Raw genomic sequence first — 14,102 nt, 5'->3', positions numbered from 1 at the left:
ACCGTGCGCATTGCACTCATCTCCGATATCCATGCCAACATTGAGGCGCTGGATGCCGTGCTCGCTGACATCGATGCTGCAGGCGATGCAGAAGCCATTTACCATCTGGGCGATCTGGTGGGATACGCCAGCAATCCTCATGCGGTCATAGATCGACTGCGTACACGAGGGATAGCGGGCATCGCCGGCAACTATGACTCAACGGTCGCATCGGCGTACAAACACTGTGGCTGCAAGTCTGAAAGCCCGCGACAGGAGACACTCGCGCACATCAGCTTCGAGTACACCCGATCTGTCATCGACGCGGAACACCGGCGGTATCTGGGTGCGTTGCCATTCTCCATGGACCTCCGGCCATTGGGAGGACACACGAACGGTCCCCGGTTGATCCTTGTGCACGGTACACCGACACTCAACACCCTCTACTGGACCGAGGAGCGGCCTGACGCATTCTGTCTCAGGATGGCAGAGGAGGTGCGTATGCGTCCGGGAGATGTTCTGGCGTTTGGGCATACCCACAAGCCATGGCATCGACATGTTGCAGGTAAGCATTTCATCAATGCGGGCAGTGTCGGCCGTCCCAAGGATGGAAACTGGATGGCAGGGTATGTGCGGCTGACGCTAGGTGAATCGCCAGACCCGCAGGTCGAGTTCGTCCGCGTCCCCTATGACATCGAATCCACGATTGCCGGACTTCGCATGGCAGAGCTACCCGAAGAGTTCGCCGAATTTCTACGAACGGGAGGAGGTCTTGGATAGTCGTGAAGATGCGCCGTGTTGACGATGTTGGATCCGGGTGTCGCAGCGCGGTACAATTGCGGAGGGCATCAGCTCTTCCAGCCACTCTTCTCTTGTACGTAACTTTGGGGAACTCCTTCAAGGGCATCCCATGAAGTACCTCTATCCATGAAGTACCTCTATCTCGGTGTTGCCATCGTCGCGGAAGTCATTGCGACGTCTGCGATGAAACAGTCGGACGGATTCAGCAAGCTCTCCTGGAGTCTGATCACCGCTCTGGGCTATGTGATCGCCTTCTATTTCCTGTCGCTGACACTCAAGACCATTCCCACCGGTCTCGCCTATGCCATCTGGTCGGGCGCGGGCATTGTGCTGATCTCGCTGGTCGCATGGATGTTCCAGGGACAACGCCTGGACACTCCGGCCATCGTCGGCATGGCGCTGATCGTGGCGGGCGTGGTGATCATGAATACGTTGTCCAAGTCATCGGCGCATTGACGACACCAAGCACTCGATCACGTGTTTTCGGGTACGGTCACGCGAGAGACGCACGAGTCACTCCTTCACACTCTTCACGGAATGACCCATGGCAAAAGGGTACTGGATCGCGCGGGTGGACGTCGACGATGTGGAAACGTACAAGGGCTATGTGGCTTCCAACGCAGAACCCATCGGAGCATATGGTGGGCGCATGTTGGTTCGGGGCGGGCAGTTCATCAATCCCGAAGGAAACAGCCGATCACGCAACGTCATTGTCGAATTTCCAAGCTATCAAGCCGCACTGGATTGTTATCATTCAGAAGGCTATCAGGCAGCCATCAAAATCCGACAGCCAGTATCACACATGGACCTCATCGTGATCGAAGGCTACGATGGGCCTCAACCCGCTTGAACCGCAATCCCTGCTCTATGGGGCGCATCGCTGCGAGCTTCGCCCAACACACCCCGGGCTGCATGCCTCAACGTAGCCAGCGTTGCGATCTGGTCGTATCGACGGTGGATCGGGACAATTTCTGCGACGCGAAATGGCGTGGTGACGAGACAGCCATTACGTTCCCCAGTTGTTGAAATAGGCCATTGATGGCCCTCTTGGGGAGGTGGCAGAGTGGTCGATCGCTCCGGTCTTGAAAACCGGCGAGCCGGCAACGGTTCCGTGGGTTCGAATCCCACCCTCCCCGCTGTGACATGCCCCTGATTCGCCCTGCGGATCGGGGGCATTGTCGTACCGGCGATCGACTCATCGACGGGAACCCACTGCACGCCCCCGCGTATCTTGTGTCAGGCCCGCCCAATGCCAGGGTCATCCCGCACGATGTCTCCATTCCCTCCGCGATCAATGCCTCCCTCCCTCCTGATCGTTCCTGCGCGACAGATCCTGCGCCGTGCGTTGCCGTTGGCGCTGCTCAGCGCCGCACTCATGGCGACCGCATCGATCGGTCCGATCGTGGCGCCACTCACCGCGCAGGTCGCGCCGGTCATCGAAACCGCGCTGCCCTTTGATTCGGCGGGCCGCATCACCACCATCACGCCATCGCTCGCGTCGAGACTTTCCCTCACCGCACCCGCATGGCCGGTCTCGGGTGGGTTTCGTGAAGCACGCCTCTATCGCGGCGAGCAGGGTGCGGCCGTGCTGGTGGTCCAACGCACCGACGCCAGCATCGCGCGCTACGCGCTCGACGAATCGGCCGTGACGGCTCTCTCCCGCGCGGTGGAGGCCGGACTGGTGGCAGTGGGTCGCAGCAGTGAGCGACTGGTTGGCGCGGGGACGGGCGGCACGGGCGTGGAACTCTCACAGCCCGCGGGCAATGCCTTCGTCCGCAACCAGACCTTCCTCGGATTGGCCGCGTACGGACCAGCGACGGCAGCTTTGTTCAGTGAAGGGGGAGGCGCGGCCATTGGCGGTGGCTATTTTCTCGGCGCTGGCGCTTCGTTTTTTGTCGCCGCCCGCATCGTGAAGAACCGACCGGTCACCCGCGCACAGGCGCTGCGTTCAGCCCATGGTGGCACACGGGGTGCGTTGATCGGCCTCGGGATCGCCGGCATCGCTGGAGCCAATGGTGGCGCAGCCTGGGGTTCGTCGGTGCTGGCTGGTGCCATTGGAGGCACCACGGCCGGCTTCGTGCAGGCACGGGGTCTCAGTGATGGCGAAGCGGCCAGCGCGGGGCTGTTTGCCGACCTTGCGATGCTCACCACGGGCGGTATCGCCGCCACAAGTGGCGCCTTCGACGGTCGCGAGGTGGGGCCAGGCGAGAGCCTAGTACGCCCCTATCGACACACCGACAACAGCCTTCGCCCCGCGGGCAAAGTGGCCATTGGAGCCAGTATCGTTGCCGGCGTCGTTGGCTATGCGCTCGGCCCGCGGTATGCCCGCCGGGCGGCCTACAATGTGACCAGTGGTGATGCAGGCGTTGTGCTCACCAGCGCGATGCTTGGCGGCGTGGGGCTCACGGCCCTCGCCAATGGCGGGCTCGATGACCGCGCGGCGTATGGCGCGGCCACGGCCGGTGTGCTGGCCGGCGCCTTGTTCGCAGACCGGGTCTTTGTGCGTCGCAAGGATCGCACGAGTGCCGATGGCGCACTCACCCAACTGGGCGGGATCGCAGGGGCACTCATAGGCGCCGGATTTGCCGCCATGGCGGATTTCGAAGAGCGTGGCGTGGCCGCATTGGCCGCCAGCGGTGGTCTGCTTGGTCTGCTCGCGGCCGACCACCTCATTGCGCCGCCTGCTGATGCCGGGCCGCTGCGGGGCGTGATGCCACGATCGTCGAACGAAGGCGACAGCCGATTCTCGCTGTCCATTGGCCCCGTCACGTCCCTGCGGATCACGTTCTGAACTGATCTCGCCAAGAGAATGGCGGCTCCGCAGAAAAAACTCTGCCGAGTGTCACGGGCGGGAGATAGTTTGGCGCATGATCCTCTTTCTGCTCCAGTCCCTCCGCACGATGCGCACAGCGGCCTCGGCTCGCCCGGTCGCATCGCCCGTGACGCGTGCCGCCATCCTTGGCTTGGCCGCGGTGCTGACCACTGTTCCGCAGCGGGGTGCCGTAGCGCAGGGCGTGTCAGCCCCCCGAATCGCCGAGCAGCAGAGCGGCGTCACCCAACTCATTCAGGCGGTGCACGCCACCAGCGCCAACGTCGTCTGGGCCTCGGGGCCTGGCGGGGTGGTGCTGCGCACACAAGACGGCGGAACCACCTGGCAGCGGCGCCTGACACCCGCTGGTGATTCGCTGCAGTTCCGCGATGTATACGCCGTGGACGCCGACACCGCGTGGGTGCTCTCCATTGGCAACGGCACGGCATCGCGCATCTATCGCACCAGCGATGGTGGCTCCACCTGGGCGCTGCAATTCATCAATCGCGACAGTGCGGCGTTTTATGACTGCCTGTCGTTTGGCACCGCAGCCGAAGGCATCGTGTTCGGCGATGCCGCCGCGGGGCGCACGCATATCTTGCGCACCACCAACGGTGGAGGTACCTGGTCACTGCTTCCGGAGCGCGCTGTGCCGGCGCCATTGCCCAGTGAGGGCGCGTTTGCCGCGAGTGGTCTTTGCGTGACCCACGCGGATGCACGCACCGCGTACATCGCCACCGGTGCGCCGGGTGCCCGACTCTTCAAGAGCTCAGACGCCGGCGCCACATGGTCCGTGCTCGAGACACCATTGGTGCGTGGCACCGTGGCCGGACTCACCGGGCTGTCCTTTGTCGGCAACCGCGGCGTTGCCGTAGCGGCCGATATCAACCGGCTACGCACCGACACATCCACCAACGTGGTCGGCGTCACCACGGATGGTGGTCGCACCTGGACGCTGGGCAATCGTCCCCCCTTGCCTGGCGCACTGTCCGGTGTGACCTGGGTGCCCGGTGCTGGTCCCGATGCGATGGTCGCCGTCAGCTATGGCGGTGCGTTCCACTCGTCCACCGCGGGCCGGACATGGACGACGATCACCAACGTCGTCACCACCGGTGTCAGCGCGTTCGGTCGCACGGTGTGGATTGGTGGAGAAAAGGGCCGCATCTGGCGCCTCGACTTCACCGCCGCAGGGCGTTGAGCGATTGCATCACCTGAATCAATTCATGTCCTTCCTCTTCACGATCATGTCCAGACGACGCACTCCACTCCGAATGACCGTGCGGCCGATGTTGGTTGGTGCGGCACTGCTGGTCGGGTGTGCTGGAGACAACAGCAGCGTATTCGCCGATCCGCACACACCATCCGACCCGGTACTCGGCGTGGCGTATGACGCCATCACGGCTGACGATCTGCTCAGACACGTGCAGGTGCTGAGTGCGGATTCGCTGGAAGGGCGGGCGCCCACCACGATCGGCGAAGAGAAGACCGTCCGGTATCTCGAATCGCAATTCCGCGCCATGGGTCTTTCCGGTGGCATGCCGGATGGGTCGTTCGTGCAATACGTGACCATGCGTGCCTACACACCGCACCCCGAGGCCTCGTTTCACATCGGCTCGCGGCAGCTCCCTCTCGCCTTTCCCAACGACTACGTGGTGGTCTCGCGCCAAGGACAACCCACCGTGGATGTCGACGCCGAAATGGTGTTCGTGGGATATGGCGTGGAAGCGCCGGAGTACGGTTGGGACGACTTCAAGAACGTGGACCTCAGCGGCAAGGTGGTGCTGATGCTCATCAACGATCCGGCAATACCGGATCCGCGTGACAGCACGAAGCTCGACAGCACCATGTTCCGGGGCAACGCCATGACCTACTACGGGCGGTGGACCTACAAGATCGAAACGGCGGCGGCCAGGGGGGCCGCGGCGGCACTCATCATTCACGAGACGGGACCAGCGGGCTATCCGTTTTCGGTGGCGATCAACGGCTGGTCGCGAGAGAGCTTCGACATCGATACGCCAGAACAGCGCGCGGCACGCGTGATTGTCGAAGGCTGGCTGCGGCAGGGGCCCGCCGAGGAGCTGCTGAGTGCGGCGGGCCTCAACTTCGCGGCCTTGAAAGCGGCCGCGCGGCAGAAGGATTTCAAACCGGTGCCGCTGGGTGCTCGCGCACGCATTCGCGTCCGCAGCGAGAGCTACCCGGTACAATCCCGCAATGTCGTGGCCATGCTGCCAGGTTCGGACTCGCTGCTGCGCAAGGAGTATCTGATCTACACGGCCCATTGGGATCATCTCGGGCGTGATACATCGGCCACAGGCGATCAGATTTTCAATGGCGCGCGTGACAACGCGTCAGGTGTGTCGCAGTTGCTGAGCATTGCCAAGGGATTCACGGCGCTGCCCAACCGCCCCAAACGGTCGGTGATCTTCGCGGCATTGACCGGTGAAGAAAAAGGCATGTTGGGTGCTCGCTACTTTGCGGCACAACCCCCAGTGCCACTCTCGGACGTACTGGCCGGCATCAACCTCGTCCGCTTCAATACGTGGGGACGTACCAAGGACCTGATGGTCATTGGTCATGGCAGCACCACGCTTGAAGACGTCCTCAACGATGCGTTGGCCGCTTCCGGTCGTGGCATCGTTCCCGATCCAGAGCCGGAGAAGGGGTTCTTCTATCGGTCCTCACATGTCGAGCTGGCGCGGCGTGGTGTCCCCGTGCTGTACACCCACCACGGTCTGCAATTCGTGGATCGGGATTCCGCATTCGGTCGACAGAAACGCGACGAATACACCTCGCGCGACTTTCACCAACCCAGCGACGAAGTGAGACCCGATTGGGATCTCGCCGGTGCGGTAGCCGACACCCGGGTGATGCTCGATGTCGGCTACCGCATTCTGATGGGATCCAGTTGGCCCACCTGGAAGCCCGGATCCGAGTTCAAGGCACAGCGGGACGCTTCGCTGCGCGCACGCGGATCGCGCTGATCGCGCTACGCGTTACGACTGTTTCTCGAGGTGGGCTTCGACAAACCAGAGTTGTTTGTCGGCTTCACCCGTGATGCGCGTCAGCAGATCAGCCGTGATCGCATCGCCAGCGTCGTCCGCCGTATCGATATCCTCACGGGCGGCGTTGGCGCAGGCGGCCAGCGCATCGGCCACCACGATCACCCACTGCGTGGGGGTTTCGACATTCATCGGGCATGCGGGCAGTTTGCTGCGCTCGGCCACCGTTTGCACGGAGCCTTCCGCCACACAGCCCAACTGCACCGCGCGCTCCGCGAGGTCGTCGGACCACTTCACGGCGAGTGCGGCCACATCGTCAAACAGCTCGTGTAACTGTTCGAAGTGGATGCCCTTCACATTCCAGTGGGCGTGTTTGGCCTGCCGCTCGAGATCGAGGAAATCCGCGAGGCGCTGGTTGAGCAGGACGCCCATGGCCATGCGAATGTCGGCGGACAGGTCGACCCGGGTAGGAAAGGGCGTCTTCGGTGCAGTCTTGGCCATGATGGACTCCTTCTTGGGGGAACCGCCATTGCCCCGGCGGCATCTCTATGACTACATTGCCGACCTGTCAGGGCTCCGCGACAAACGGTCCCCAATCAGCGTCGTTAGCCTAACGAGTTGCAAAACAACGAGTTGGACAGCGCCGGAGCAGTCTGGAGAGATGGCCGAGAGGCTGAAGGCACCGGTTTGCTAAACCGGCATACGGAGTAATCTGTATCACGGGTTCGAATCCCGTTCTCTCCGTTCGAACCCCTCACTTGCAAGGACTCGCAAGTGAGGGGTTCGTGCGTTTCAGGCGCTAGTTGAGGCGCGCCGACGACCGCTTCGCGCCGCCGTCGCCCACCAACCGCACATCGTCCCAACCGCCTCGCAACAACCGCTGATACGCCGTGGCATCCAGCCCGTATTGTGCGAGCTGATCGATCACCAACGCCAGCGGATAGTCTCCGACCGGATGAAAGACATCATGCAAAAACTCGGCATGATTCGCGGCATCACTGGCCAGTAACTCCTTCGTGGATCGTTCGAGCCTCACGACAGCCTCCGCCAGTAGAAGTGGCACGGGTTGTTCATTCACGATTGATCATCGCAATGAGCGCGGCAATATCTCTTTGGAGGGATCTTTGTGTACGCCCGAGCCAGCGTCGGATGATCCCAAACAAAAACCCCACCACTCAGCGGGAGCGGTGGGGAATCTGCCGTACGCCATCAGCGTTCGCGGCGGAACAACAAAAGGCTGATGGCCACTACGGCGCCAAGAAAGAGGAAAACTCCTGCGCCTCCCCACGTGAAGAGCGCCATGATACCCATTCCGGGTCTGGGGAGCGGCTGTCCTAGAATATTCGCCTCACGGCGCACGTTCTGCAATCAGCCAGTGTGACCGACGCTTCTTTCGCTCGACGTCTGGCCTGCGGTGCCCAAGAGTTTCGCTACCTCGACCATTCGGTGTATCTTTCCGGTCTACCTCCGTATCTCCCATCAGGACAGCGAGATACAATGCGCGGCGGATCGGGGAGCGGATCTCTCCGGTCGCTGTAGGTGGCCCATCAGTCGGGCACGCTTTGCATCTCCGTTCTGCGGGTCCGCCGGAAAACCGGTGGACCCGTATGTGTTTTGGCTCTTTGTTCGACTTCCGTCGGTGACTTTCATGACGACAGTGACTTCTGCTCCGCGGCCGCGTGTGCGCTTTGCGCCATCGCCCACCGGATTTCTCCATGTTGGCGGTGCGCGCACCGCGCTCTTCAACTGGCTGTACGCCAAGAAATTCGATGGTGACTTCCTGCTGCGTATCGAAGACACCGATCGGCAGCGCAGCACCGATGAAAGCACACGCGCGATCTTTGAAGGACTCGAGTGGCTCGGTCTTTCGTGGGATGAGGACGTGGTCTACCAGGGCGCCAATGTGGACCGGCACTATGCCGATGCCCATCGTTTGCTGGAGACGGGCGCGGCCTATCGGGATTTCACATCGCCGGCGGTCACCGAACAACTGCGCGCGGAAGCCGAAGCCCGTGGTGAAGCATTCCGTTTCGATCGTGCGACCGCCGATCTGAGCGAAGCCGAAACCGCTGAACGTCTCGCACGCAACGAACCCTACGCCATCCGGTTCCGTGTGCCCGACGGCACCACCGAGTGGGATGATCTGGTGCACGATCGCATTGCGTTTCCGAACAAGGACATCGAAGACTTCATCATCCTGAGGTCCAACGGCACGCCGGTCTACAACCTCGCCGTGGTATCGGACGATATCGCCATGCGGGTCACGCTGGTGCTGCGCGGTGACGATCACATCTCCAACACGCCCAAGCAGATCCTGCTGTACGAGGCGCTGGGCGCCACCGTGCCACAGTTTGGCCATGTGCCCATGATTCACGGCACCGACGGCAAGAAGCTGTCGAAGCGCCACGGTGCCACCGCGGTGGGTGACTATCAGCATGAAGGATTGCTGCCGCAGGCCATGCTGAACTTCCTGGCGCTGCTGGGCTGGTCCACGGGCGACGACACCGAAGTGATGTCGCTGGATGAGCTGGTGGAGAAGTTCCGGTTGGAGGGGCTGCAAAAGAAGGCGTCGATCTTCGATACGAAGAAGCTCGAATGGATGAACGGCCAACACCTCGTGCGCGTGCCTATCGACGAGCTGGCCACGGTGATTGCACCGCTCATCGCACAGGCGGGGCTGGCCACCGAAAGCGAGCTGCGTGAGAAACACGCGTGGTTCTGCGGTGTGCTCGAGTTGCTGCGGGTGCGTGCCCGTCGGCTCACCGAGATCGTCGACCAGGCCAAGCCGTTTTTTGTGGACCTGGTGGATTACGATCCCGACGCGGTCAGCAAGCAGTGGCGCGATGCCGAGGCGACGGCCGATATCCTCGAAGCAACCCACGCCCGCCTCACGTCACTGAGCACCTGGGACCTGACCGTGATGGAAGATGCGCTGCGGGCTCTGGCCGAAGAGCGTGGCATCTCGAGCGGCAAGATCTTCCAGCCGCTGCGCGTGGCACTGGTGGGCCTCACGGTGAGCCCGGGCATTTTCGAGACGTTGCAGTACGTGGGGCGCGAGCGTTCGCTGGCCCGCATCGCGGCGGCGGTGAGCTACCTGCGCAACGGATGATCGTGTGGTGCGCGATGGGGCTTCCCGTCGCGCACCCGCCGTGGCACCAGTGTTACCGGTCGCTGCTCTTGTCGGGCGTCTTCACCGGCGCCGCCAGACTCGCACTGGGCGCCCGCAACCGTTCGCGGCGCTCGGAGTCACGGCGCTTGTCCATCTCGCGCACCACACGGCGGAATTCGGACTCACCCATGGTGCGTTCCGACATGCGCTGAATATCCTCGCGTGACGTGGCGAGGCGGCGCTCCGCGTCCATGCGCGACATGTTGCCCGACATGTTGGCGGCCGTTGCCGCGTTGAGCGGCAGCAGTGAGAGCAGCGCATTGGGGATCATGACCTTGCCCAGACGAATGCCCTTCTGATCCCAGCCCCACTTCTCGCCGTTTTTGTCGGTCTTCGTCCAGTCACCCGGTGCGCGCCCATAGCGGCCCTGCGCACGGGCGAGTGAATCGAGCGAATCACGCGCGGCCGAAATGGCGCCCGCCATGATGCTGTCGAGGCCATCGGCCCGATCACCGCGCACACCATTCCCGGCGCCTGCACCACCACCGCCACCGCCGCCAAAACCGCGCCAGACCCGTTCGTCTTCGTAGCCCGGACGGATACCACGCACATTCGGGTCGATCGCACCGATGCCATTGCCCGGAGGCGCGCCTCGACCGGTGTCACGCGGCGCCGCCGGAACAACCGGAGCCGGAGGGCCACCGGCAGGACTGGCGGAGGGCGCTGGGGTGGGGGCCACCGGCGCCGGCGTATTGGGACGCGGCGGGACCGGCGTTTCGGCAACGGTCGTGGTGGGTTCGTCGGGTGTGTCGACGTACGTCAGTCGCTCTTCGCGCCGCGTATTGTCATCGCCGAACGGCATCCACGATGGGATGCCGTAGCCCAGCGTGAGCAACTGCACCAACACCAGAGCCACCACCACGTGCACGCCAACGGCGATGAGCAGCGGCTTGGACGACCGACGCTCGCGACGCGCCGCACCACCGGCTCGCGCACGATCACTGATGCGAGACCGGGTGGGTGCACGCCCCTCACCTTCCGACGGCACTGGCTGGCGCGTCGGACCCGTTCCGTCGTTGGACGGCGAGGGCGGGAGGGGCGGAGTCATCAATCAAAGATACCCGTTGAGCGCCGGGGTGTGCCGATTTGGGACGGCTTTTCCGGCGTATGGAGCGTCACCCGGCAACCACCGGATTGGAAACGCGGCTGATACCCACGAGCTCCACCTCGACCACGTCGCCGGGGTGGATGCGCTTGGTCCCCGCCGGAGTGCCGGTGGCCACGATATCACCAGCTTCCAGGGTCAGATACTGCGAGATGTACTGCAGCAAAAACGGGATCTTGAAGACCATATCGGCACCGGTGGCTCGCTGCGCGACTTCACCGTTCACCCGTGTGATCAACTCGATGCCATCGAGATCATCCGGCACTGCGCCCGGCACACCAACAGGACAGAACGTGTCCATACCCTTGGCACGCGCCCACTGTCCGTCGTTCTTCTGCAGGTCACGCGCCGTCACATCGTTCAGCGCCACGATGCCCCCGATGGCGGCCCGTGCTTCCGCTTCCGAATCCGCCTTGGACAACCGCGCCCCCAGGACCACCGCGATCTCGCCTTCGAACTCGATGTGGTCCGACACCGGATGCAGGACAATGGGTTGCCCCTCCCGGATGATCGCCGACGACGGCTTGAGAAAGAGCAGCGGCTGCTTGGGGACGTCGTTCCCCATCTCGCGGGCATGTTCGACGTAGTTGCGGCCCACGCACACGATCTTGGATGGAGCAGTCATGTTCCTGGCGGATTCGAGTCGGGAGGTGATGGCGACTGTCGGGGTGGTGGCCTATGCAACGTGCGCACCGCACCCTGCGAATCTTACCGCGCGCTCCGGTAGAACGCTGACACCTGTCCCCGGACATCACCCCACGCGCCGATCACGCGTTGTGCGGGCGGTAGGCCATTGAGCAAGGCACGACCGTAGCGCTTGGTCACCACGCGGGGATCACTCAAGACCACCACACCGGCATCGGTGGCCGTGCGAATGAGTCGACCGAAGCCCTGTTTGAGACGCAACGAGGCGTGTGGCAGCATGTACTCCACGAAGGCATTGCCGCCGCGGGCATCGATGGCTTCGCACTGCGCAGCCACAATGGGTTCAGTGGGTACACGAAAGGGCAGCTTGGCGATGAGTAATCCACGCAACGCGTCACCCGGCACATCGATGCCTTCCCAGAACGTGGCCGTGCCCAGCAGAATGGCCCGCCCCGATTCGCGGAAACGCTGCAACAACTGATCGCGTGGCTCTTCTCCATGCACGAGCAGGGGCCATCGGCCGCTCAACCCCTGCCCACGCATCCATTCGGCCATCTCGCGCACATCGCGGTGACTGGTGAACAGTCCGAACAGGCCGCCGTCGCTGGCGTGCGCCAGGTCGTGCAGGTGGCGTGTGACACCGGCGAAGTGTTCACGCGCTTGTTCATTGGGCGCCGGCAAGTCGGTTGGCACCACCAGCAGCGCCTGCCGCGGATAGTCGAAGGGCGACGGAAAGATGGCCGCGCGAACGGGGCTGGTGCTTCCCGCGAGCCCCAGACGACGCTCGAGAAATTGGAAGCCACCATCGGTGGAGAGTGTCGCACTGGTGACCACCGCCGTCTCGACCCGTCCGAACAAATCGTCGCGCAGCACGGGGGCCAGGTCGAGCGGCACACAGTGCACGGCGAGATTGCGCTCATGTGGTGTGGGCTTGCCCTGAAACTCCATCCAGCGCACCACAGCCGGTCCATCAGCGGGTGGCATGAGTCCCTTCATCAGGGCATCACCCGCATTCTGGAGCCGGCGCGTGACGCCACGGATCTCGTTGACGGTGGACGACAGCTCTTCGAGACGCGACTGATCGCTTTCCAGTCTGGTCTGCACCATCGCGAGTCCTTTGGCGATGGCGTCGATCTCATTGAGCAATTCCTTCAGCGTGTCCCCGATGCCGTTGCGCCAGAGATCATGCTCCTGGAACGACTCCGTCAACCGCAACACGCCCCCACCCTGCTGCTCGAGTACGGCGGCGAGCAATTCAAACAGCAGTTGTGTGCGATCGCGCGCGGTGAGCACGCTGGAGAACAGTCCTTCGCGCAGCAGGTCCATGCTGGCCACGCTGAGCAGGTCGTTCTTGCCCGACAACTTGGCGGCGAGCGTGGGCAACAATCCCTTGCCACGACGCTCGAGCCGGTTGAACAGACGCGACAGCGCCCGGCGCGTGATGGAGCTGCCCAGGTGCGAGCCGGCGGCCTCTTCGAGATGATGCCCTTCATCGATCACGAGGCGTTTGTACGCCGGCAGCACGGCCGAGTCTTCCCAGTTCTGCACCTGACGACGCACCGCAACGTCCGACAGCAGCAGGTGATGATTCACCACCACCACATCGGCGGCCGCAGCTTCCTTGCGCGCCTTGAACAGAAAACAGTCGTTGTAGTGCTCGCACTTCATGCGCCCGCACAAATCGGGCTCCGCCGAGACCTCATCCCACACTTCACCGCGGGGTGCGGTGGGCAGATCTGCCAGTGAACCGTCCTTGGTGCGCGACGCCCATTCGGCGATCATGGCCACGTCGTCGCTGACATTGTCATCGAACAACGCCGCGCCCGCGCCCTGCGCTGCGGCCAGCCGATTGAGGCAGAGATAGTTGCGCCACCCTTTGAGCAGCGCAAAACGCACGGGCTGGTCGGACAGCGCCCGCTGCAGGAACGGCAGGTCCTTCGCCACGAGCTGCTCCTGCAGCGTGATCGTGGCGGTCGACACCACCGTGCGCTCGCCATTGGCGGCGGCCCAGCGCAGGGCGGGCACGAGATAGCCCAGCGACTTGCCGACGCCGGTGCCCGCTTCGAGCAGTGCGACACCACCCTCGTTGAACGTGGTGGTCACGGCCGTGGCCATGGCACGCTGACTGGGGCGGTCCTCGTAGTCGCGTATGCCATACATGCCGCGCATGGCCTGTGCGACGAGGCCGTACGGTCCGAGCGTCACATCGACGACGTCCGGATCCACGGGCACCAGTTGCTTGCCCCGTGGCACCTCGGACACGACGTACACCCGCGTGGCCTGGTTGTTGACGATGCCGAAGCCCACGCCATTGCCGTGCAGGCGAAACGCCACTTCCATATCGGCGTCACTGGGCGTGAGATCACCGGACGGGTGATTGTGCAGCAACATCTCGCCGCGCTCCGCCACACCAGGCAATGCGAGCACACTGCTCACATCACCCGCCGCCACCTTGCGTGCGCTGATCAGCACACCATCAGCATCCACTGCGCACACAAAACAGACCTCATTGCCCCCATGCAACGTGATCTGCGTGCGTATCGCCGCGGCGGCCGCCTTGGCCAGCCGCGCTTCACCCATGGTCACGACTGGTCG

At 63.4% G+C, this 14,102-nt stretch carries 12 protein-coding genes and 2 tRNA genes; 9 read left to right on the top strand and 5 right to left on the bottom strand.

Features of this window, described 5'->3' with window-relative positions:
* The first annotated feature begins 3 nt into the window (after window positions 1–3).
* The 7 genes from GAU_RS06470 to GAU_RS06440 all read left to right on the top strand — a co-directional run bounded on the left by GAU_RS06470 (window position 4) and on the right by GAU_RS06440 (window position 6,570).
* The gene (locus GAU_RS06470; protein ID WP_012682756.1) at window positions 4–759 is read left to right on the top strand and encodes a metallophosphoesterase family protein; all 756 of its coding nucleotides are present in this window, start codon (window positions 4–6) and stop codon (window positions 757–759) included.
* Window positions 760–906: 147 nt separating this feature from the next.
* Entirely contained in the window at window positions 907–1,236 is a 330-nt protein-coding gene (locus GAU_RS06465) for an SMR family transporter (protein WP_012682755.1), read from the top strand.
* A gap of 88 nt (window positions 1,237–1,324) precedes the next feature.
* Window positions 1,325–1,630: a DUF1330 domain-containing protein gene (locus GAU_RS06460; RefSeq protein WP_012682754.1), complete on the top strand. Its 306-nt coding sequence runs from the start codon at window positions 1,325–1,327 to the stop codon at window positions 1,628–1,630.
* Between the two features lie 199 nt (window positions 1,631–1,829).
* A tRNA-Ser gene (locus GAU_RS06455) sits at window positions 1,830–1,916 on the top strand.
* Window positions 1,917–2,074: 158 nt separating this feature from the next.
* Window positions 2,075–3,571, top strand: coding sequence for a hypothetical protein (locus tag GAU_RS06450; protein ID WP_041265326.1), 1,497 nt, complete (start codon window positions 2,075–2,077; stop codon window positions 3,569–3,571).
* A gap of 76 nt (window positions 3,572–3,647) precedes the next feature.
* The gene (locus GAU_RS06445) at window positions 3,648–4,787 is read left to right on the top strand and encodes a WD40/YVTN/BNR-like repeat-containing protein (protein WP_052574278.1); all 1,140 of its coding nucleotides are present in this window, start codon (window positions 3,648–3,650) and stop codon (window positions 4,785–4,787) included.
* A gap of 46 nt (window positions 4,788–4,833) precedes the next feature.
* Window positions 4,834–6,570 (top strand): M28 family peptidase, encoded by a 1,737-nt coding sequence (locus GAU_RS06440; RefSeq protein WP_012682751.1) that lies wholly within the window; start codon window positions 4,834–4,836, stop codon window positions 6,568–6,570.
* 12 nt (window positions 6,571–6,582) lie between these two features.
* On the opposite strand, the gene dps is transcribed toward GAU_RS06440, so the two are convergent.
* Complete coding sequence (dps, locus tag GAU_RS06435; RefSeq protein ID WP_012682750.1) at window positions 6,583–7,089, bottom strand: DNA starvation/stationary phase protection protein Dps; 507 nt, start codon at window positions 7,087–7,089, stop codon at window positions 6,583–6,585.
* A 154-nt stretch (window positions 7,090–7,243) separates the two neighbouring features.
* On the opposite strand from dps, the gene GAU_RS06430 reads away from it, so the two are divergent.
* Window positions 7,244–7,332, top strand: a tRNA-Ser gene (locus GAU_RS06430).
* A gap of 55 nt (window positions 7,333–7,387) precedes the next feature.
* Here GAU_RS06430 and GAU_RS06425 read toward each other — a convergent pair.
* Window positions 7,388–7,624, bottom strand: a complete 237-nt coding sequence (locus GAU_RS06425) for a hypothetical protein (protein ID WP_012682749.1) — start codon at window positions 7,622–7,624, stop codon at window positions 7,388–7,390.
* A 612-nt stretch (window positions 7,625–8,236) separates the two neighbouring features.
* Between GAU_RS06425 and gltX the strand changes: the two genes are divergently transcribed.
* Complete coding sequence (gene gltX, locus GAU_RS06420; RefSeq protein ID WP_041265324.1) at window positions 8,237–9,697, top strand: glutamate--tRNA ligase; 1,461 nt, start codon at window positions 8,237–8,239, stop codon at window positions 9,695–9,697.
* A gap of 52 nt (window positions 9,698–9,749) precedes the next feature.
* Here the strand turns inward: gltX and GAU_RS20565 are convergent, their stop codons facing one another.
* The 3 genes from GAU_RS20565 to GAU_RS06405 all read right to left on the bottom strand — a co-directional run bounded on the left by GAU_RS20565 (window position 9,750) and on the right by GAU_RS06405 (window position 14,087).
* Window positions 9,750–10,805 (bottom strand): hypothetical protein, encoded by a 1,056-nt coding sequence (locus GAU_RS20565; protein WP_052574276.1) that lies wholly within the window; start codon window positions 10,803–10,805, stop codon window positions 9,750–9,752.
* A gap of 67 nt (window positions 10,806–10,872) precedes the next feature.
* Entirely contained in the window at window positions 10,873–11,487 is a 615-nt protein-coding gene (locus tag GAU_RS06410; protein WP_012682746.1) for a fumarylacetoacetate hydrolase family protein, read from the bottom strand.
* An 83-nt stretch (window positions 11,488–11,570) separates the two neighbouring features.
* Entirely contained in the window at window positions 11,571–14,087 is a 2,517-nt protein-coding gene (locus GAU_RS06405) for a helicase C-terminal domain-containing protein (protein WP_052574275.1), read from the bottom strand.
* Between the last annotated feature and the right edge of the window lie 15 nt (window positions 14,088–14,102).

Source organism: Gemmatimonas aurantiaca T-27, from assembly GCF_000010305.1.
GTDB classification, from domain to species: domain Bacteria; phylum Gemmatimonadota; class Gemmatimonadetes; order Gemmatimonadales; family Gemmatimonadaceae; genus Gemmatimonas; species Gemmatimonas aurantiaca.
Note: the sequence above shows the minus strand (reverse complement) of the source record. Positions and strands in the feature narration are given on the sequence as shown.